Raw genomic sequence first — 19,001 nt, 5'->3', positions numbered from 1 at the left:
CGCTCAACCCACGCCGAGCCATTCCTGCATGACATCGGCGCGCGTCAGAAACGAATCGAGCGATGCATCGAACACGATCTCGCCGTGTCCCATCACGGCGACGCGGCTGGCGATATCGCGCGCGATCACAAGCCGCTGTTCGATCAGCAACATGGCCACGCCGCGTTCGCGCAATCTGCGCAGACACGCGGCGAGCTGGTCCATGACGAGGCTCGCCAGTCCTTCGCCGGGTTCGTCGATCAGCAGCAGATCCGGATCGCCGAGCAGCGCGCGGGCCAGCGTCAGCATCTGCTGCTCGCCGCCGGACAGCGCGCCGGCACGCGTGCGCTGGCGTTCGCGCAGCACCGGGAAAAGTTCGTAGGCGTCGTTGAACGTGAAACGCGGCGCTCGGTTGCGCGTGCGCGGCGCCACGCCCAGTTGCAGATTCTCGTGGACGCTTAACGTGGGAAAGACGTCGCGATGCTCCGGCACATAACCGAGTCCCAGACGCGCAATCTCGAAGGTGCGCAAGCCGCCGAGCGAGTGGCCCGCGAAACTTGCCTCGCCCTCGCTGCGCACGAGGCCCATTAGCGCGCGGGCGAGCGTCGAGCGGCCCGAGCCATTACGCCCGACCAGCGCGAGTACTTCGCCCGCCTCGATGCGCAGCGTGACGCCGTGCAGCGCCTGGCTCGCGCCGTACCACGCATTGAGTCCGCGGATGTCGAGCAGTGCGGTCATGCGCGGGGGCCTTTAGCGAGGGCTGTGCCGTCGCCCACCCCAGCGCCCACACCGTCACCAAGATAAGCAGCACGCACCGCCGCGTCCGCGCGAATCGCCGCCGGCGTGCCGCTCGCGATGACACGCCCTTGCACCAGCACCGAAATACGATCCGCGATAGCGAACACCGCGTCCATGTCGTGTTCGACCATCAGCAGCGTGCGGCCGGCTGTGGTTTCGCGAATCAGCTCGATTGCGCGCGCGGCTTCCGCGCGGTTCATGCCGGCGGTCGGCTCGTCGAGCAGCAACGTATGCGCGCCGCCCGCGAGCGCAATGCCGAGGTCGAGCGCGCGCTGCCCCGCGTAGCTAAGCGTGCCAGCTTGCACATGCCGATGAGCGCTCAGGCCGACGGCTTCGAGCACCTGTTCGGCACGAGCGTCGACGGTGTGCGAGCCGGTGAAGCACTGCCACCAGCGCGTGCGGTCGCGTTCGGCGAGCTGCGCCGCGCAGCGCAGGTTGTCGAACACGCTCAGCCGCGCGAACACACTGGTGGTCTGGAAACTGCGCGCGAGACCACGACGTGCGATCGCGGCCGGCGCGAGGCGCGTGATCTCCGCGCCGAACAGATCGATGCGTCCCGCGTTCGGCCGCGCGCCGCCGGCGATCAGATTGAAGAGCGTCGACTTGCCGGCGCCGTTCGGACCGATTAACGCGTGGCGTTCGCCGGGCTGAATCGCGAGGTCGACGCCACGCAAAATTTGCGTGGCACCGAAGCGCTTGGTCACGCCGTAGAGGGCGAGAGCGGGGATCATCGGGCATCTCCCATGGTCCGCGTCTGCCCTGCGGGCATCGCGAGACGTGCCTGCGCGCGAATCGCGTAATGCGCCGCGATTGCTCCCGGCACGGCCAGCATCAACAGCACGACGCCAAGCCGGAACGGCGACGACACCACCTCCAACGACAAGCCCGCGACGTTCAACACCGCCCCGTCATCCGCACCGAATTGCACGGCGTACGCCCATTGCACCGCGAGCACGATTGCCGCCGTCCACAGCAACGCGGCAACCGTGCCCCACGCGTAAGCCGCGCGGCACGCCCGCCAACCGTGCGCCGCAATTCGCGTCGTATGTCGCTGTGCGAAGCCGGCAAGACCATCCGGCGACACCACCACGATCGCGACAAAGAACAACCCCAGATAAAACAGCCACGCCCGCGTGACGCTCGCCACCGCGACGCTAAAAAACGTCAGCACGACCGCGCCCGCTATCGGTCCGAAGAACGCCGCCGACCCGCCGATCACCGTGGCAATCAACACCGCGCCCGAGCGCAGCATGCCGACGCTTTCCGTCGATACCAGTTCGACGTTGATCAGGCCCAGCGTCCCCGCAATACCCGCGAAAAACGCCGACAGCACCACCACGCCATAACGGACGCGGCGCGGGTAACAGCCGATCGCCGCTGCGCGCGCCGGGTTATCGCGCACGGCGTTAGCGAGCCGCATGAACGGCGTACGCGACAGCGCAAACATCGCCGCGCAAGCCAGACAACACCAGACGGCAATCAGCGCGTACGCCTCGCGCGCCGGGCCGAAGCTCCAGCTTCCCAGCAACGGCCCGCTCGCACGGTCGATCGCCACGCCCGCTTCGCCGCCGAACCAGTCGGGCAGCGTCCACGCGGCTGCCGCCACGAGTTCGCCGAGGCCGAGCGTGATCATCGCGAAGGCCGTGCCCGCGCGGCGCGTCGACACGAAACCGAACAGCACCCCGCACAGCGCGCCGCCGATACCGCCGATCAACGGCAGCAGCACGAGCGGCACGCCCATCGCATTGAACACTTGCGCGGCGATCAACGCGCCGAGGCCGGAATACGCGGCGTGACCGAACGACAGCAAACCTGTTGCGCCGAGTAGCAGGTTGTAGGAGAGCGCGAACACGATCATCGTCGCGGTCTGCGCGAGGTAAGCGAGCAGCCAGCTTTGCGGCCAGACGAATGGCGGGACGGCTAGCAGGAGGATCAGCGCTAGCCATGGTGTGAGGGAGCGGAAGAATGATTTCCGCGTTTCACGCATGATCGTCACGCCGTCCAAACATCCCACGCGGACGCAGCGCCAGCATCGCGACCAGCAGCAGATACGGAATCAGCGGCGCAAGCTGCGCGAGCGTCAGCGCTTCCCACTGCGGTGGCAGCGACGCGCCCACTGCCGACATCGCGTCGCCCAACGACACATCGCTAGCCACCGCAAAAGTCTGCACGCAACCCACCAGCAGCGACGCCGCCAGCGCCCCGCTCAACGAGCCCAATCCGCCGATCACGACCACCACGAACACGATCGAGCCGAGAGACTCCGCCATCGACGGTTCGATCACGAACAGCGGCGCACCGATCACGCCGGCCAACGCGGCGAGCGCCGTGCCGGCCGCGAACACACCGGTGAACACGCGTGGCACGTTGTGGCCGAGCGCTTCGACAGCGCTCGCGTGCGTGAGCGCGGCGCGTACGATCAGCCCCGCCTTCGACACACGCAACACCGCGTAAAGCACAGCGAGCATCGCCAGCGACACCACCATCATGAACGCCCGGTAACGCGCGAACACGGCACCGTAGACGGTGAACAAAGGACCGTCGAGCACCGCCGGCACCGTCGCCGAAAGCGGGCTCAGCCCCCAGCCGAGCTTGACCAGTTCGCCGAGCAGATAAGCCGCGCCAAAGGTCAACAGCAACTCCGCGAGATGGCCGTGGCCACGCACGCGACGCAACAGCCAACGCTCCAGCGCCGCACCGATCAGACCGACGGCGAGCGGCGCAATCACCAGCGCGCTCCAGAACCCGGCGCGCGCCGCCACCGAAAAACCGACATAGGCGCCGAGCATGTAAAAGCTCGCGTGCGCGAAGTTCAGCACGCCGAGCATGCTGAAAATCAGCGTCAAACCGGCCGACAGCATGAACAGCAGCAAGCCGTAACTGACGCCGTTGAGCAGATTGATGACGAGCGATTGCACGCGCCTAATCCGCCTGCGCCGCGACGCTCAATGGTTCGAGCGCCGCGCGCAATTCGGCGGGCAGCGTCACCGGACGGCGCGTGACGCGATCCACATAGACATGCACGAAGTGGCCTTGCGCGGCGGGCTCAGCGTCGCCCTCCTTGAAGAGCCCGACTTCGTAACGCACGCTCGACGTGCCGAGCCGCACCACCCGCAAGCCCGCGTCGACCCGCTCGGGAAACACCAGCGGCGCGAAGTAGTTGCAATGCGTTTCGACCACGAGGCCGATCGTCGCGCCGTGCTCGAAATCCAGCACGCCCGCGCGAATCAGATACTCGTTCACCACGGTGTCGAAGTAGCTGTAGTAGACGACGTTGTTCACGTGACCGTAGACGTCGTTGTCCATCCAGCGCGTGGTGATCGGCAGGAAATGCGGGTAGGCGCTGCGCGCGGCGGGGGCGGGTTTGTTCATCGTGGCGTGGCGGTGGTTGGCGGTGTTTGGGGCTCACTGCCCCGGCTTCTCGACGAACTCGAACGGCAAACCGCGCCGACGCATCCATTCGCCGAGCGCCTGGCCGGTGCCCGCGCGCCATGGCCGCAATTTAGCCGGTTCCACCAGCCGGTATTCGAGCAATTCCGGCGACAGCGCAACCGTCCCGTATGCCTTCACGTGATACGCAATGATCAACTCGTTCTTGCGGATGAATTCATACACGCCGATCAGTTCGACCGTCTCCGCGTGCAGCGAGGTCTCTTCGAGCACTTCACGGGCGATGCCCTCTTCCGGCGTCTCACCGTTTTCAAGGAAGCCGGTGATCAGCGCGAACATGCCCTCCGGCCACGCGGCGTTGCGCGCCAGCAGAATCTTGCCTTCGTACTCGACGATCGCCGCCACCACCGGCAGCGGGTTGTTCCAGTGGACGTATCCACACTCCACATCGGGACAGGTCTGGCGGACGCGGCCGCCTTCGTGTTCAGGGTCGGCGCGCTCGGTTAGCGGGGTGGCGCAGCGCGGACAAAATTGGTAATCGGTCATGGCGTGAGGGACGTCTCGTTTGTTTTGTAGCGGTTTATGTTTTACGTGTTTCGGGTGCGGGCGAATCGGTGTGGGTGCGTCCTGCCCTGACGGCGCTCAGGCATTTTCGGCACTCCGGCACTCCGGCACACGCGCACTCACGTCGCGCACAACTCGCGCACTTCGGCGGTGAAACGCTCGACCGTTTCCGGTTGCGTGTCCCACGCGCACATCAGCCGGCAACCGCCCGCGCCGATGAACTCGTAGAACTACTTCCAGCCGCGCGCGCATGGCCTTCGCGGTGTTCGCGGGCAACTGCGCGAACACCGCGTTCGATTCTCGCGGAAACATGATGCTCACGCCGGGAATTTCATGCAACCGCGTTTGCAGTAATTCGGCCATCGCATTCGCATGGCGCGCGTTGCGCAACCGGACGTCGTTATCGAACAGGCCGAGCCAGGGGAGCGAGTTGGCCGCCGTGCCGTTGAGCACGTAGAACACTTCGCAGTCGGTCTGGAACAGTTCGCGGATGCGGTCGCAGACCTGGTGGGTCCAGGAGTCGTCGCCGTAGGCCGGTTCGTCGCCGCTGTTGTTGGCGGCGATCAGCGCGTCGAGCGCTTCGGGGCAGATGCCGGCGCAGTTGTCGGACGCGAAGTGTTGCATGACTGACGACGCGCCCGGCGACAGGCGCGTTGGGATGACGGGGAAGCGGTCATTTTAGTGCGCTGGGGGGATTTGGTCTTTGGGCGGGGCGGATTGTTTGTTCTTCGCGGGCCGGGCGCAGAGGCGACCGGTGTGTGTTTTTGGCCGACCCGGTCATGCCATCAGGAGCAGCCGCAATCCGGCATGCGACTGCGGCCATGCGGCCAGTGCGCCACCGCGATCAGGCCGATCGCGCCGAGCAACAAGGCGCCCGCTGCCAACCACAAAGCCAAAGAAAACGAGCCGGTGTGCTCGGCGATCGGCGCGGCCACCAACGGGCCGATGATCTGACCGATGCCGTACGCGGCTGTCGCGTAGCCCATCAGACCGGCGGCATGGTCGCCACGTAAGTGCCGCGCTTCGCGCATCGCGAACAGCGTGATCGCAGTGAACGGCAAGCCGATCAGGATGCTGCCGAGCGAGAAACCGCCAGCGGTCGGCCATACGATACCGAGCGCGATACCGGCCGCCTGCAGCACGTAGCAGCCCGCGAGCAACGTGCGGTTGTCCCAGTGCAGCGGCAAACGCGCCGCCAGCAAGGCACCGACGATCAGCGCCAGACCGAACATGGGCCAGAACAGGTCGGGCCAGGATGAGCCCGGCAGCGCGTGGCGCGCGATCACCGGAAGGAACGTCGCGGTGATGATGTAGCCGAAGCCGGGCACGCCGTAGAGAAGGACGAGCCAGAAGGCGTCGGCGCGGTGCGGGACGCGGATGGTTATTGCACGTGCCGTCGCGGCCTCCGCCGCCGCTGCACCCTGCCGCAGACTCGCATTCGCCGCCCCGCCGTCCGACGCGCCGCCAAATACCGACCAAACCACTGCCGATAAAACCGCCGCAATCAACCCGAACCCGATCCACCCCACCGTGGATCCAAACCCGCCCGCGGCGCTGACCAGCAACCCGGTCCCCGCAATGCCCACGCCCGGTCCCGTATAAATCACCCCGCCCCACCCATGCGCGCCGAGCTCGTGAAGCCGCCGCAGCCCCCATTGCGAAGCAAAAACGAACGTCCACGCACTCACCGCACCGGCGACGAAACGCACCACCGCCCACACCCAGAACTGACTCGTGACGCCCATCGCCAGCGTCAACAGCACCGTCAGCACGAGCCCTGCACGCACCATGCGGGCCGCCTCGACCCGCCGCAGCGCCGCACACGCCACCGCGCCCACGAAATAACCCGCATAGTTAAACGATGCCAGCCAGCCGCCATGCTGGATATCGATTTGCGGCTGCCCGTATGCGCTGCCGTGGAGCATCAACGGCAGCAACGGCGTGAACGCGAACCGCCCGATGCCGAGCGCGACGGCCAGTGTCACCATGCAAGCAAGCGCCGCGCGGCGGGCCGCATGGTTTTCGGCGGCACGGCCCGGCGCGTCGTCGGAGGTGTTTGGGGCGAGTTGATTCGTGATCATGGCGGTAGACGACAACCGGTTTGCGGTGGCCGTTTCAGGTTGGGTTCAATGCATGTTTCAGGTTGGGTTCAATGCATATTAGCTTGACCTTTCGATCATTAAAAATGAATAATTACGATACGACCCATCGCCGGGAGAGATCATGGATCTGGCCGCTTTGACCATATTTCGAGCTGTCGTGCGAGAAAACGGCGTGACGCGCGCCGCTGCCAAGCTCAATCGCGTGCAATCGAACGTCACCACGCGCATCAAGCAACTGGAAGAGCAACTGGGCACCGACCTGTTTATCCGCGACGGGCGCCGCCTCGTGCTGACGCCGGCCGGCGAGACGCTGCTGCCCTACGCGGAGCGCCTGCTCGCCCTCGCCGACGAGGCGCGTCACGCGGTGCGGGAGGATCGCCCGAGCGGGCGTCTGCGTTTGGGGACGATGGAAAGCGTCGCGGCCACCCGCCTGCCCGGATTGCTCGCGCGCTATCACACGCAATGGCCCGATGTCGCGCTGGAACTCGAAACCGGCACAACCGGCAAGCTGATCGAGCGCGTGCGCGAGTTCGAGGTAGACGCGGCCCTGGTCGCGGAGCCGCTCGATCCGGCCGCCCTCGGCGAGTTGTTCGAGACGGTGCCGGTGTTCACCGAAGAACTGGTGATGCTGACGCCGCGTGAGCATCGGCAGATTCGGGAGGTGCGGGACATTGCGCTGTCGACGCTGGTCGCGTTCGAACTCGGCTGCGCCTACCGGGCGTACATCGAGAAGTGGTATCTGGAGCACGGCGTGCGGCCAGCGCGAGTGCTGGAGCTGGGCTCCTATCACGCGATCGTCGCGTGCGTGGCGGCCGGTGCGGGCGTGGCGGTCGCGCCGCGGTCGGTGCTGGACCTGCTGGCCGATTCCAGCAATATCGCGGTTCACCCGCTGCCGGAGATCGAGCCGATCGAGACGCTGCTGGTGTGGCGTCGCGGGCATTTTTCTTCCGCGCTCAATGCGCTGAAGAAGACGCTGACGGCGAAGGACGGTGAGGTGGAATCTACTGCGGTTGCTGCTGCATCGGCGACGGCGGCCTGATTGTTTGTGCCTTCTGAAGCGCCAGCGCAAAAAACTTAGGCCACGCAACACGCCAATACTCCGGCGCGCTGCGTGGCCCGATCAAACCCGAATCAAAGCTGCGCTTCGACCCAACCCTTCACGCCAGCCAATGCTGCAGGCAGGTTCGCGGGTTCAGTACCACCCGCCTGGGCCATATCCGGCCGGCCGCCGCCCTTGCCGCCGACTTGCTGCGCGACAAAGTTCACCAGCTCGCCCGCCTTGACCTTCTTGCTGGCGTCAGCCGTCACGCCGGCAATCAGGCTGACCTTGCCGCCTTCGACGGAAGCCAGCACGATCGCTGCGCTCTTCAGCTTGTCCTTCAGCTTGTCGACCGTCTCGCGCAGCGTCTTGACGTCCGCGCCTTCGAGCATGGCCGCGAGCACGTGCACACCGGCGATTTCGATTGCCTGACCAGCCAGCTCGTCGCCCTGGCTCGACGCCATCTTCGACTTCAGCGCGCTCAATTCCTTCTCGAGCGACTTCACCTGATCCTGCACCTGCGTGATGCGCTGCGTCAGTTCCGACGGCTGCGCCTTCAGCACCGCCGCGGCGGCATTGATGCGCGCGTCGAGATCCTGCACGAAGCGCACCGCGTTGTCGCCGGTGATCGCTTCCACGCGACGGATACCCGCCGCCACGCCACCTTCCATCACGATCTTGAAGAAGCCGATGTCGCCGGTGCGATGCACGTGCGTACCACCGCACAATTCACGCGAAAAGCCGAGGTCGAGCACGCGCACTTCGTCGCCGTACTTTTCGCCGAACAGCGCCATCGCGCCGCCCTTCACCGCGTCGTCGTACGGCATGACCTGCACGATGCCTGGCGCGTTCGCCAGCACTTCGGCGTTGACGATGGCTTCGACCTGACGGATCTGGTCGTCTGTCATCGGCGCGTTGTGCGCGAAGTCGAAACGGGTCTTCTCCGCGTCGACCAGCGAACCCTTCTGCTGTACGTGCGAACCGAGCACTTCGCGCAGCGCCTTGTGCATCAAGTGCGTGGCCGAGTGATTGCGTTCCGTGCGGGCACGACGCACCGCGTCGATCTCCGCCTTGACCACGTCGCCCACCTTCAGCGTGCCCTGTTCGAGCGTGCCGTGATGACCGACCACGTCGGCCTGCACCTTCAGCGTGTCGGCCACCGCGAAGCGCACGCTGGCGTTGGCCAGCACGCCCTGGTCGCCGACCTGACCGCCCGACTCCGCATAGAACGGCGTGTGGTCGAGCACGACCACGGCCTGCTGACCGTGTTCGACTGCCTGCACCGACGCGCCCTCGACATACAGCGCGATCACCTTGGCGTCGTCGAAAACGACTTCTTCGTAACCGTGGAACGTGGTCTTCGCGCCCGAGTATTCAAGACCTTGCGCCATCTTGAACTTGCCCGCCGCGCGCGCCTGTTCGCGCTGACGCGCCATGGCTTCGTCGAAGGCGGCTTCGTCGACCGTGATTTCACGTTCGCGGCAGACGTCGGCCGTCAGATCCAGCGGGAAACCGTACGTGTCGTGCAGCTTGAACGCGAGTTCGCCGTCGAGCGTCTTGCCGCCCTTCGCTTCGAGGTCGGCCAGCGCGCTTTCGAGAATCGCCATGCCGTTCTCGATGGTCTCGAAGAAGCGCTCTTCTTCCTGGCGCAACACGTCGGTCACGCGCTGTTCCGCTTCCTTCAGTTCCGGATACGCGTCGCCCATTTGCGCGACGAGGTCCGGCACCATGCGATGGAAGAACGAACCCTTCTTGCCCAGCTTGTAGCCGTGACGGATCGCACGACGCACGATACGGCGCAGCACGTAGCCGCGGCCTTCGTTGCCCGGGATCACGCCGTCGACGATCAGGAACGAACACGCACGGATGTGATCGGCGATCACTTTCAGCGAGTTGTTGGTCAGATCGGTCACGCCGGTTTCGCGGCCGGCGGCCTTGATCAGCGCCTGGAACAGGTCGATCTCGTAGTTGCTGTGCACGTGCTGCAGCACGGCGGCAATCCGCTCCAGACCCATGCCGGTATCGACGCACTGCTTGGGCAGCGGCGTCATGTTGCCTTGCGCGTCGCGGCTGAACTGCATGAACACGAGATTCCAGATCTCGATGTAGCGGTCGCCGTCTTCTTCAGGCGACCCCGGCGGGCCACCCCACACGTCCGGGCCGTGGTCGTAGAAGATTTCCGAGCACGGGCCGCACGGGCCGACGTCGGCCATTTGCCAGAAGTTGTCCGACGCGTAGCGCGCGCCCTTGTTGTCGCCGATGCGGATGATGCGCTCGACCGGCACGCCCACTTCTTTCGCCCAGATGTCGTGTGCTTCGTCGTCTTCGTGATAGACGGTGACCCACAGCTTGTCTTTCGGCAACTGGTAAACGCCCGTCAGCAATTCCCACGCGTAATGGATCGCGTCGCGCTTGAAGTAGTCGCCGAACGAGAAGTTGCCCAGCATTTCGAAGAATGTGTGGTGACGCGCGGTGTAGCCGACGTTTTCCAGATCGTTATGCTTGCCGCCCGCGCGCACGCTGCGCTGCGAGGTCGTGGCACGCGAATACGGACGCGATTCTGCGCCGAGGAACACGTCTTTGAACTGCACCATTCCCGAATTGGTGAAGAGCAGGGTCGGGTCGTTGCCGGGCACAAGGCTCGACGAGCGAACGATCGTATGGCCCTTCGATTCGAAGAACTTGAGGAATTTCTCGCGGATTTCGGCGGCTTTCATAGCGTGCGGGGGACGGTCCTGGCTGTGACCGGCGGCATCGTGGGATGCGCCAAGTGTCTGTTTCTTAAACGACTGATTATACGGGATCGGCGCCCGTGCGCGACGGCCCGTCCGCCAGTTAGCCGTTCGGCCAGGTTTGGGCGGGCAGCGCGAGACACGGCGGGTGCAGACGGCGTACGCGATTCGTCCTATGCCGTTCGGCCGACTGCGCCGGCGCGCGGGAATCGCTTAAGATTGCCTCCATCCGCGGCGCCTTGCGCGCCGCTTCGGCCACCTAGGAGACATCGAACAACATGGGCGCTCTCAGTCATATCCGCGTGCTGGACCTCACACGTGTGCTCGCCGGGCCGTGGTGCGCACAGACGCTCGCCGATTTCGGCGCCGACGTGATCAAGATCGAACGCCCGGAAGTTGGCGACGACACGCGGCATTGGGGCCCTCCGTATCTGAAAACGCCGGACGGCGCGGACACGCGCGAGGCCGCCTACTACCTCGCGGCCAACCGCAACAAGCGCTCGGTCACCGTCGACATCGCCTCGCCCGAAGGCCAGCGGATCATCCGCGAACTGGCTGCGCAAAGCGATGTGGTGCTGGAGAACTACAAGGTTGGCCAGTTGCAGAAGTACGGTCTGGATTACGCGTCGCTCAAGGAAGTGAAGCCCGATCTGATCTATTGCTCGGTGACCGGTTTCGGGCAGACCGGGCCGTATGCGCAGCGTGCGGGCTACGACTTCATCGTGCAGGGTATCGGCGGCTTCATGAGCATTACCGGCGAGCGCGACGGCCAGCCGGGCGGCGGTCCGCAGAAGGCCGGCGTGGCGATCGCCGACCTCATGACCGGCATGTATTCGACCGTCGCCGTGCTGACCGCGCTCACGCACCGCGACCGCACGGGTGAAGGTCAATACATCGACATGGCGCTGCTCGACGTGCAGGTCGCGATGCTCGCCAACATGAATTCGAACTTCCTCGCGAGCGGCCAGCCGCCGGTGCGCTGGGGCAATGCGCATCCGAACATCGTGCCCTACCAGACCTTCCAGACCAGCGACGGCTGGATCATCGTCGCGGTCGGCAACGACGGGCAATTCCGCAAGTTCGTCGAGGCGGGCGGCCGCCCGGAACTGGCCGACGACGAGCGCTTCGCCACCAACCCGGCGCGCGTGCGTCACCGCGAGACCCTCGTGCCGATTCTCGTCGACATGGTGCGGCTGCAGGGCAAACATCAGTGGATCACGGCGCTGGAGGCGGCGGGTGTACCGTGCGGACCGATCAACGATCTCGGCGAAGTCTTCGAGAACGAGCAGGTGGTGGCGCGCGGCATGCAGGTCGATCTGCCGCACCCGTCGGCCGGCGCGGTCAAACTGGTGCGCAATCCGATCAGAATGAGCGGCACGCCGCCTGAAGCGCTGACTGCCCCGCCTACGCTGGGCGAGCACACGGAGAGCATTCTGCGTGATGTGCTGGGGTATGACGAGGCGAGGATTGCAGCGTTGCGCAAGCAGTCGGTGATTTGAGGAGCGGGGAGCACACGGGGGCGTCCTGAGGCCTGCGCTGCGGCGTTGTTATGGCGTCGCAGCCCAGGTCGGCGACACGCGGCCCAGCTTGGCAACACACGTCAGGCCGCAAAATGCGGAGCAGCGCGATCCGCCCTCGTGTTCCGCGAAAACCTGCTCAGCCTTCTTCGCCGAACGAGCCCAGCCAGCGCCGCCCTTCATCCCAATCGCCGAGTCCGCTATCGGCATTGATATGACCGCGCGGGCCGATGCCGATCCAACGGCTGCCCCAGCCGCTCGCGCAGTTCTGTGAGAACGGCTCGCCGCCGTACGGATCGTCGCTGCTCGCCACGACAATGCTGGCAAATGGCAAGCGCGTGAGCGGGACCGGTGCGAAGCCGCTGGCGTCCTGCGGGAAATGACTGCCGGAAGGATCTGGCACGGCCACCAGTAACGCGCCCGCCACCTTCGCGAGCTGCTCGGCGCTCGCGTACTGCGAGGCCCAGAACGCAGTTGTCAGGCAGCCGAGGCTATGCGCGGCGAACACCACGGGCGCATCGGCGGCGGTCACTGCGGCGTCGAGCGTGCGGCACCAGGCGTCGCGCGAAGGGTGGTCCCAGTCCGCCATCTGCACGCGCGTGAAAGCCGGATCGAGCGCCTCCCAGCGGGTTTGCCAGTGGCCTGCGCCGGAGCCCTGGTAGCCAGGCAGTACGAGTAGGTTGAGTTTTTGTCCGCTCATGCGTTCGGTGTGGTTAGTCGTTGATACGTTGATTCGTCGATCGTCGATCGTCGATCGCGAAACCCCCGCCTCACCGTATCACACGCCCCACCCCCACGCCACGCGGGTCCGCAGCCGGCTCAGGCGTCGTGCCTTGCACGCGGATCATCTGCACGTCGCCGTTGAACGACTGGCCTTCGAGCATGTAGCCCTTCGCCTGCAGTTGCTCGGCCAGTTCACCCGCGATCGGACGATACGGCTCGAAGTAGATCGTCTTCTGCGGCAACAACTGGTGATGAAAACGCATCGCGGCGAGCGCGTCCGTCGGCGTCATGCCGAAGTCGAACAGGTCGGTCATCACCTGGAAAATCGTGGTCAGAATCCGCGACCCGCCCGGCGTGCCGATCACGAGCGCGATCTTGCCGTCCTTCAGCAGCAGCGTCGGCGTCATCGACGAAAGCGGGCGGCGGCCCGGCGCCACCGTGTTGACTTCCACGCCGCTCGCGCCGGATGGGTTCGCGCTGGCCGGTTTGGTGACGAAATCGTCCATGGCGTCGTTCAGCAGAAAACCGCCGCCGTCCACCACCACGCCGGAGCCGAAATCGCCGTTCAGCGTGTAGGTGTTCGACACGGCATTGCCCCACTTGTCGACCACTGAGAAATGCGTGGTTTGCGCCTTTTCGGGCAATGCGTCGCCAAGCCCGGGTTTGACCGGCGTGGCGCCGGGAACCTCGTCGGGCGTGACTTCGTCGGCACGTTGCGCGAGGTAGGCGTCGTCGATCAGTTTGTCGACCGGCACCTTGTACGAATCCGAATCGCCCAGGTATTGCTGACGGTCGGCGAACACGCGGTCCTCGATCTGCGCGATCAGGTGGATATACGGCGCCGAATTCAATTCAAGGCCGTCGAAAGCCTGCTTCAGATCGGCCTTCATCTTCAGCATCTGAATCAGCCCGACGCCACCCGAACTCGGCGGCGGCGCGGTGACGACCTGGTAGCCGTTCCAATCGGCGGTGAGCGGCTGGCGCCACACGGCCTTGTACTGCATCAGGTCCTGCTTCGTGACGAGTCCATGGCCGTACATCTGCTGCGCGATCAGATCCGCGGTGCGGCCTTCGTAGAATTCGCGGCCGCCGTCGCCGGCAAGGCGCGACAGGGTTTGCGCAAGCTCGGGCTGGCGATACGTCGCGCCCGCTTTGAGATTCGAGAAGTAAGCGTCGAAATTGGTCTTGCCGGCGAAATTCTTCGCCGCCGTATCGTGGCGCTGCTGCAGCCACGGCTCGACCACGAAACCATCGGTGGCGTAACGGATCGCGGGCGCCAGCACCTGCTTCCACTTCAGTTTGCCGAAACGCTGCTGCGCCTCCCACAGGCCTTCGACGGTCCCCGGCACGCCCACCGCGCGATGCCCGACCACGCTCATGCCCGGCACCAGGTTGCCCTTGTCGTCGAGGTACATGTCGCGGGTCGCCTGCTGCGGCGCGCGCTCGCGGTAGTCGAGAAAGTACGGCTTGCCGTCCATCAACACGGTCATGAAGCCGCCACCGCCAATATTGCCGGCATCCGGACGGGTCACGGCCAGCGTGAAGGCCATCGCGACGGCGGCGTCGACCGCATTGCCGCCGGCGGCGAAGATCTGCTGCGCGGCGTCCGCGCTGTAACGATCCGGCGCCGCCACCGCGGAAGCATCGAGCACCGCTTTGGGCGGCGGCGTTTTCGCGAGCGCGGCGACCGGCGCGAGGCTGGCCGTGGCCAGCGCAAAAAGGGCTGACGCCGTCACGATCCGGGCGAAAGAAACAGAAACGAAAGGCGCGCGACGCGCGTCGTGGGTCGGGACAGACATCCGAGATACTCCGGGAACGATGGGCGCCATCGGTGCCCGAGCGATGCAAGCTCGAGCGAGGCGACAAGGGACGTGGGGCGTGCGGCCTGCGCGGACAACGGCTTCGGCTGAGTTGGCTGATCGGCGCATCTCATTGGCCAATGTATCGGCCAACGCATCGACCGGAGGCCAACGGCGGACAAACCACGCCGCTCGCATCCTAAGTCGTCGCGCTGCCCCCGAACAAACCGTTTTACCTCCTGTTACAGCACCTTAAACGCAGCTTGCGGCAAGCCGTCAGGCCCTCGAAAAACCGTAGAAACCGCTCGAACGTTGGCTGCGCGCCGCACTCGCCTGTCGCAAAGGGATGCGTCAGGTAGAATTAACGGATCAGTGGGCGCATTGCGCGCCCCGACCGACTTTCACCTTCTCGCATGAATACCGAACGCAACGACGCGCCAGCGGCATCCAATTTCATCCGCAACATCATCGACGACGACAACCGCACCGGCAAGTGGGGCCAGCGCGTCGAAACGCGCTTTCCGCCCGAGCCGAACGGCTATCTGCATATCGGTCACGCCAAGAGCATCTGCCTGAACTTCGGCGTGGCGCGCAGCTACGGCGGCGTGTGCCATCTGCGCTTCGACGACACCAATCCGGAAAAGGAAAGCGTCGAATACGTCGACTCGATTATCGACGCCGTGCGCTGGCTCGGTTTCGAGTGGGAAAAAGACGGCAAGGAACAGCTCTACTACGCGAGCAACTACTACGACAAGCTGTACGAGTTCGCCGAACTGCTGATCGAACGCGGCAAGGCTTACGTGGACAGCCAGTCGGCCGAAGAAATGCGCGCCAATCGCGGCTCGGCCTCGGAGGTCGGCACGCCGTCGCGCTTCCGCGAGCGTTCCGTGCAGGAAAACCTCGACCTGTTCCGCCGCATGAAGGCCGGCGAGTTCAAGGAAGGCGAGCACGTGCTGCGCGCGAAGATCGACATGTCGTCGCCGAACTTCAATATGCGCGACCCGGTCATCTACCGCATTCGCTTTGCGCATCACTACCGTACCGGCGACGCCTGGTGCGTGTACCCGATGTACGACTACACGCATTGCATTTCGGACGCGTTGGAAAACATCACGCATTCGCTGTGCACGCTCGAATTCGAAGACCATCGTCCGCTGTACGACTGGATTCTGAACGAGCTGGCTGAAGCGGGCATTTTCACGCGCCCGCTTCCGCAACAAATCGAGTTTTCGCGTCTGAACCTGACCTACGCGATCACCAGCAAGCGCAAGCTGCTGCAACTGGTGACCGAAGGCCATGTGGAAGGCTGGGACGATCCGCGTATGCCGACTATCGTCGGCGTGCGTCGGCGCGGCTTCACGCCCGAGGCGATCCAGTTGTTCTGCGAGCGCATCGGCGTGACCAAGGTCGATTCGTGGATCGACATGAGCGTGTTCGAAGGGGCGCTCCGCGACGATCTGGACGACAAGGCGCCACGTACGGCGGCCGTGCTCGATCCGGTCAAGCTGATCATCGACAACTTCCCGGAAGGTGTGAGCGAGCCGTGCACTGCGCCGGTTCATCCGCATCATCCGGAACACGGCGTGCGCGAGTTTCCCATTTCGCGCGAACTGTGGATCGAGCGCGACGACTACAACGAAGCGCCGCCGAAGGGTTATTTCCGTCTGTTCCCGGGCAACAAGGTGCGGCTGCGTTACGGCTACGTGATCGAATGCATCGGCGCGGATAAAGACGAGAACGGCAACATCGTCGCGGTGCATTGCAATTACTTCCCGGACAGCAAGTCGGGCACCGAAGGCGCGAACAACTACAAGGTCAAGGGCAACATTCACTGGGTCAGCGCGGCCGCCGCCTACCCCGCCGAAGTGCGCATTTACGACCGTCTGTTCAAGGAACCGCAACCAGACGCCGGTGGCCGCGAATTCCTCGACGCACTGAATCCGGACTCGAAGCGCGTGGTTCACGCGTATCTCGAACCGGGCGCGCAAAACGCGCTGCCGGAACAGCGCTATCAGTTCGAGCGCCACGGCTACTTTGTCGCCGACCGCGTCGATTCGAAGCCGGGCAAGCCGGTGTTCAACCGCATCGTCAGCTTGCGCGACAGTTGGGGCAAGCCGGCGTAAGCTTGAGCGACTACCGGTCGTAGCGCATCTGAAGTTGAAGACGGCGTGCATCTCGTTGATGGGATGCACGCCGTTTCGTTGCATCATGTTCCGTCGACAGTGACAGCGCGCCCACCCGGATGCGCCGGTCCCGGAGGTCCGATGAAAATTGCTGCCCGCCGCGGGGCGAGTACCGGTGAGCTGACACACCTGGCGCGCAATGCGCATGACCTGCTTGAGGTGCGTGAAGCGCATCAAGCGCGTGCCGTTCATGCCGTCGGCATGACGCACGCCGCCGCCCGCTTCGCTCATCGCGCACTGCGTCACAGCCGGTTCACCCGGCTCACCTGCCTCACGGCGCTGGCCACACTGGTCGCATCTTTCACCGCCACCGCCCGCGCGGACGAACTCACCGGCACCCTGAAAAAAATCCACGACGACGGCGTCGTCGTGCTCGGCGTGCGGGAAGCGTCGATTCCGTTTTCCTATTTCGACGGCAAGGGCACGGTCGGCTATTCACAAAGCATTGCGCTGCAGATCGTCGATGAAATCAAGAAAACGCTCGGCATGCCGCAACTGAAGGTGCACGAGATCACCGTGACCTCGTCGAACCGCACGCCCATGCTGCTGAACAACCAGATCGATCTGGAATGTGGCTCGACCACGCATACCGTCGAACGCGAAAATCTCGCCGCTTTCTCGAACAGCTTCTTCCAGTACGCGGTGCGGATGATCGCGCGCAAGAGCAGCGGCATTACGGATTTTCCGGACCTGGCGGGCAAGGCGGTCGTGACGACCGCGGGCACCTCCGACGAACGCCTGCTGCGCCGCCTGAATACCGACAAGCATCTGAATATGCGCATCACCAGCGCGCGCGATCACCCGGAGGCGTTCAATGCGCTCAAGGACGACCGGGCGGTAGCGTTCGTGATGGACGAGCCGATCGTGTACGGCTTCAAGGCGACCGATCCGCGTCCGGATGACTTCGTGGTTACTGGCACGCCGCTGGGTTACGAGGTCTACGCGTGCATGTTCCGCAAGGGCGACGAGCCCTTCCGCAATCTCGTGAACGGCGTGATCGCGCGCGGCCAGACATCCGGCGACGCGGAACGGTTGTACCGGCAGTGGTTCACGCAGCCCATCCCGCCACACGGCATCAATCTGAATTTTCCGCTGTCGGAACAGAATCGCGCGTTGTTTGCACATCCGAACGATCGCGCGCTCGATTGAAATTCCGCGCCAGATCTGCGACGCAGGCAGCGATGCTGCTGCGTTCATTCCCCCGCTACAACTCCAGCGACCGATGCAAATCCGCGAGCGACAGCGTCGTCTGAAAAAGCCGCGCCAGACTGCGGCTCGCATAACGCTCGACTTCGTGCGGCGCGGCCCAGCGGTAGCCATCCATTTCGGGAATCAGCGTGGCGTCGGAGCGGCGCGGAAACAGCGACGTGCAGGTGCACGAACTCAGATCGAGTTCGTCGGCATGGGCTCGCGCGCCGAACAGATGCAGAGCCTTGTCGCGCCGGTAGACGAACAGGCCGAGGTCCTTCAGCCGCTCCGGTTCGATAGCAATCCCGGTTTCCTCGACCATCTCACGCAGCGCCGTGACATGCGGCGCTTCGCCCTCTTCGCCGTGCCCTTTCGGAATGTCCCAGTGCGAGGTTTCGGTGGCATGCGCGAGTAGCACGCGGCCGTCCGGATCGAGCAGCACGATGCCGCATGAAATGACCCGCGCGTTCATCGCCGTCTCGCGCCGCAGCGCGCCATGGCATCGAGCCGCGCGACCGGCAGGCCGGCGCGTGTCGCCATTACCGCCAGCATGCTCAGTGCTTTTTCTGCAATTGCCAGCTACCTTCGCCCTGCTTGCAGAATTGCGGGCGCAGGCTCATGGATTGGCCCTTCGCATTCAGCACGACGCCGACGTCGCGGCAGGTTCGCTCGCCGTCTTTGGCCGTGCCGGCGACGGTGATCGTCGCGTCGATTTTCACGCTATTGCCGGTGCCTTCGTTGACCCAGTTCGCGCTCTCGCCGTCCTGCTTGCCGTTCAACGCGGCCATGACCGCCTTCCTGACCGAATCGATGTCGCGCTGCTTCATGTAGCTGATCGGCGTGTCGTTCAGAAAGCCGAGGTTCGCCGCTTGCGCGCTAAGTGCGCCGCCCAGCAGCAGGCCACCGACGGTCAGATGAAACAGGGCACGGGTACGCATCGACATGAAGGGTTCTCCTCGAAAGTGTTTCAGGCGGTCGACGAGCGCG

General features: G+C 64.8%; 16 protein-coding genes and 1 pseudogene. 4 read left to right on the top strand and 13 right to left on the bottom strand.

The genetic code is table 11. From position 1 onward, the window contains the following. Window positions 1-3: 3 nt before the first annotated feature. The 8 genes and pseudogenes from GGD40_RS18895 to GGD40_RS18860 all read right to left on the bottom strand — a co-directional run bounded on the left by GGD40_RS18895 (window position 4) and on the right by GGD40_RS18860 (window position 6,812). Window positions 4-717 carry an ABC transporter ATP-binding protein gene (locus GGD40_RS18895; protein ID WP_179703594.1) on the bottom strand — a complete coding sequence of 238 codons (714 nt, stop codon included), beginning with the start codon at window positions 715-717 and terminating at the stop codon, window positions 4-6. After that, window positions 714-1,508 carry an ABC transporter ATP-binding protein gene (locus tag GGD40_RS18890; protein ID WP_179703593.1) on the bottom strand — a complete coding sequence of 265 codons (795 nt, stop codon included), beginning with the start codon at window positions 1,506-1,508 and terminating at the stop codon, window positions 714-716. The genes GGD40_RS18895 and GGD40_RS18890 overlap by 4 nt, the downstream gene beginning before the upstream one ends. Continuing rightward, window positions 1,505-2,764 (bottom strand): branched-chain amino acid ABC transporter permease, encoded by a 1,260-nt coding sequence (locus GGD40_RS18885; RefSeq protein ID WP_179744532.1) that lies wholly within the window; start codon window positions 2,762-2,764, stop codon window positions 1,505-1,507. Before GGD40_RS18885 ends, GGD40_RS18890 begins: the two co-directional genes overlap by 4 nt. Further along, window positions 2,757-3,695: a branched-chain amino acid ABC transporter permease gene (locus tag GGD40_RS18880; protein ID WP_179744531.1), complete on the bottom strand. Its 939-nt coding sequence runs from the start codon at window positions 3,693-3,695 to the stop codon at window positions 2,757-2,759. The genes GGD40_RS18885 and GGD40_RS18880 overlap by 8 nt, the downstream gene beginning before the upstream one ends. Window positions 3,696-3,699: 4 nt before the next feature. Then, complete coding sequence (locus GGD40_RS18875; RefSeq protein ID WP_179703590.1) at window positions 3,700-4,149, bottom strand: acyl-CoA thioesterase; 450 nt, start codon at window positions 4,147-4,149, stop codon at window positions 3,700-3,702. Window positions 4,150-4,182: 33 nt separating this feature from the next. Further along, on the bottom strand, window positions 4,183-4,713 hold the full coding sequence (locus tag GGD40_RS18870) for an NUDIX domain-containing protein (protein WP_179703589.1): 531 nt from the start codon (window positions 4,711-4,713) through the stop codon (window positions 4,183-4,185). Between the two features lie 137 nt (window positions 4,714-4,850). After that, window positions 4,851-5,355: pseudogene (locus tag GGD40_RS18865) on the bottom strand (beta-eliminating lyase-related protein). A gap of 161 nt (window positions 5,356-5,516) precedes the next feature. Next, complete coding sequence (locus tag GGD40_RS18860; protein WP_257030433.1) at window positions 5,517-6,812, bottom strand: YbfB/YjiJ family MFS transporter; 1,296 nt, start codon at window positions 6,810-6,812, stop codon at window positions 5,517-5,519. Window positions 6,813-6,954: 142 nt separating this feature from the next. Here GGD40_RS18860 and GGD40_RS18855 point away from each other — a divergent pair, with 142 nt between their 5' ends. Further along, window positions 6,955-7,872 (top strand): LysR family transcriptional regulator, encoded by a 918-nt coding sequence (locus tag GGD40_RS18855; protein WP_179744530.1) that lies wholly within the window; start codon window positions 6,955-6,957, stop codon window positions 7,870-7,872. A gap of 92 nt (window positions 7,873-7,964) precedes the next feature. Here the strand turns inward: GGD40_RS18855 and alaS are convergent, their stop codons facing one another. Next, window positions 7,965-10,589 carry an alanine--tRNA ligase gene (alaS, locus tag GGD40_RS18850; RefSeq protein ID WP_179744529.1) on the bottom strand — a complete coding sequence of 875 codons (2,625 nt, stop codon included), beginning with the start codon at window positions 10,587-10,589 and terminating at the stop codon, window positions 7,965-7,967. 293 nt (window positions 10,590-10,882) lie between these two features. On the opposite strand from alaS, the gene GGD40_RS18845 reads away from it, so the two are divergent. Further along, window positions 10,883-12,103, top strand: a complete 1,221-nt coding sequence (locus tag GGD40_RS18845; RefSeq protein WP_179744528.1) for a CaiB/BaiF CoA transferase family protein — start codon at window positions 10,883-10,885, stop codon at window positions 12,101-12,103. 157 nt (window positions 12,104-12,260) lie between these two features. Here the strand turns inward: GGD40_RS18845 and GGD40_RS18840 are convergent, their stop codons facing one another. Beyond that, entirely contained in the window at window positions 12,261-12,821 is a 561-nt protein-coding gene (locus GGD40_RS18840; protein ID WP_179744527.1) for an RBBP9/YdeN family alpha/beta hydrolase, read from the bottom strand. A 70-nt stretch (window positions 12,822-12,891) separates the two neighbouring features. After that, on the bottom strand, window positions 12,892-14,643 hold the full coding sequence (gene ggt / locus GGD40_RS18835) for a gamma-glutamyltransferase (RefSeq protein WP_179744526.1): 1,752 nt from the start codon (window positions 14,641-14,643) through the stop codon (window positions 12,892-12,894). A gap of 413 nt (window positions 14,644-15,056) precedes the next feature. Here ggt and GGD40_RS18830 point away from each other — a divergent pair, with 413 nt between their 5' ends. Together GGD40_RS18830 and GGD40_RS18825 are read left to right on the top strand one after the other, a co-directional pair. Continuing rightward, entirely contained in the window at window positions 15,057-16,766 is a 1,710-nt protein-coding gene (locus GGD40_RS18830) for a glutamine--tRNA ligase/YqeY domain fusion protein (protein ID WP_179744525.1), read from the top strand. A gap of 261 nt (window positions 16,767-17,027) precedes the next feature. Beyond that, complete coding sequence (locus tag GGD40_RS18825) at window positions 17,028-17,975, top strand: transporter substrate-binding domain-containing protein (RefSeq protein WP_373565340.1); 948 nt, start codon at window positions 17,028-17,030, stop codon at window positions 17,973-17,975. Window positions 17,976-18,030: 55 nt separating this feature from the next. Here GGD40_RS18825 and GGD40_RS18820 read toward each other — a convergent pair whose 3' ends face one another. Together GGD40_RS18820 and GGD40_RS18815 are read right to left on the bottom strand one after the other, a co-directional pair. Then, complete coding sequence (locus GGD40_RS18820; RefSeq protein ID WP_179744524.1) at window positions 18,031-18,486, bottom strand: NUDIX hydrolase; 456 nt, start codon at window positions 18,484-18,486, stop codon at window positions 18,031-18,033. 82 nt (window positions 18,487-18,568) lie between these two features. Beyond that, window positions 18,569-18,958, bottom strand: coding sequence for an RT0821/Lpp0805 family surface protein (locus tag GGD40_RS18815; RefSeq protein WP_179703581.1), 390 nt, complete (start codon window positions 18,956-18,958; stop codon window positions 18,569-18,571). Between the last annotated feature and the right edge of the window lie 43 nt (window positions 18,959-19,001).

It is taken from the genome of Paraburkholderia bryophila (genome assembly GCF_013409255.1).
Lineage (GTDB): Bacteria > Pseudomonadota > Gammaproteobacteria > Burkholderiales > Burkholderiaceae > Paraburkholderia.
The sequence above is the reverse complement of the archived record's forward strand: the minus strand, read 5'-3'. Positions and strand labels throughout refer to the sequence as shown.

Excerpts from the sequence above, each read along its gene's own strand:
- GGD40_RS18875 (WP_179703590.1), bottom strand. The coding sequence starts at position 4,149 with ATGAACAAACCCGCCCCCGCCGCGCGCAGCGCCTACCCGCATTTCCTG.
- GGD40_RS18895 (WP_179703594.1), bottom strand. The coding sequence starts at position 717 with ATGACCGCACTGCTCGACATCCGCGGACTCAATGCGTGGTACGGCGCG.
- GGD40_RS18820 (WP_179744524.1), bottom strand. The coding sequence starts at position 18,486 with ATGAACGCGCGGGTCATTTCATGCGGCATCGTGCTGCTCGATCCGGAC.
- GGD40_RS18860 (WP_257030433.1), bottom strand. The coding sequence starts at position 6,812 with ATGATCACGAATCAACTCGCCCCAAACACCTCCGACGACGCGCCGGGC.
- GGD40_RS18815 (WP_179703581.1), bottom strand. The coding sequence starts at position 18,958 with ATGTCGATGCGTACCCGTGCCCTGTTTCATCTGACCGTCGGTGGCCTG.
- GGD40_RS18870 (WP_179703589.1), bottom strand. The coding sequence starts at position 4,713 with ATGACCGATTACCAATTTTGTCCGCGCTGCGCCACCCCGCTAACCGAG.
- GGD40_RS18840 (WP_179744527.1), bottom strand. The coding sequence starts at position 12,821 with ATGAGCGGACAAAAACTCAACCTACTCGTACTGCCTGGCTACCAGGGC.
- ggt (WP_179744526.1), bottom strand. The coding sequence starts at position 14,643 with ATGTCTGTCCCGACCCACGACGCGCGTCGCGCGCCTTTCGTTTCTGTT.
- GGD40_RS18890 (WP_179703593.1), bottom strand. The coding sequence starts at position 1,508 with ATGATCCCCGCTCTCGCCCTCTACGGCGTGACCAAGCGCTTCGGTGCC.
- GGD40_RS18830 (WP_179744525.1), top strand. The coding sequence starts at position 15,057 with ATGAATACCGAACGCAACGACGCGCCAGCGGCATCCAATTTCATCCGC.
- GGD40_RS18855 (WP_179744530.1), top strand. The coding sequence starts at position 6,955 with ATGGATCTGGCCGCTTTGACCATATTTCGAGCTGTCGTGCGAGAAAAC.
- GGD40_RS18825 (WP_373565340.1), top strand. The coding sequence starts at position 17,028 with ATGACGCACGCCGCCGCCCGCTTCGCTCATCGCGCACTGCGTCACAGC.
- GGD40_RS18845 (WP_179744528.1), top strand. The coding sequence starts at position 10,883 with ATGGGCGCTCTCAGTCATATCCGCGTGCTGGACCTCACACGTGTGCTC.
- GGD40_RS18885 (WP_179744532.1), bottom strand. The coding sequence starts at position 2,764 with ATGCGTGAAACGCGGAAATCATTCTTCCGCTCCCTCACACCATGGCTA.
- alaS (WP_179744529.1), bottom strand. The coding sequence starts at position 10,589 with ATGAAAGCCGCCGAAATCCGCGAGAAATTCCTCAAGTTCTTCGAATCG.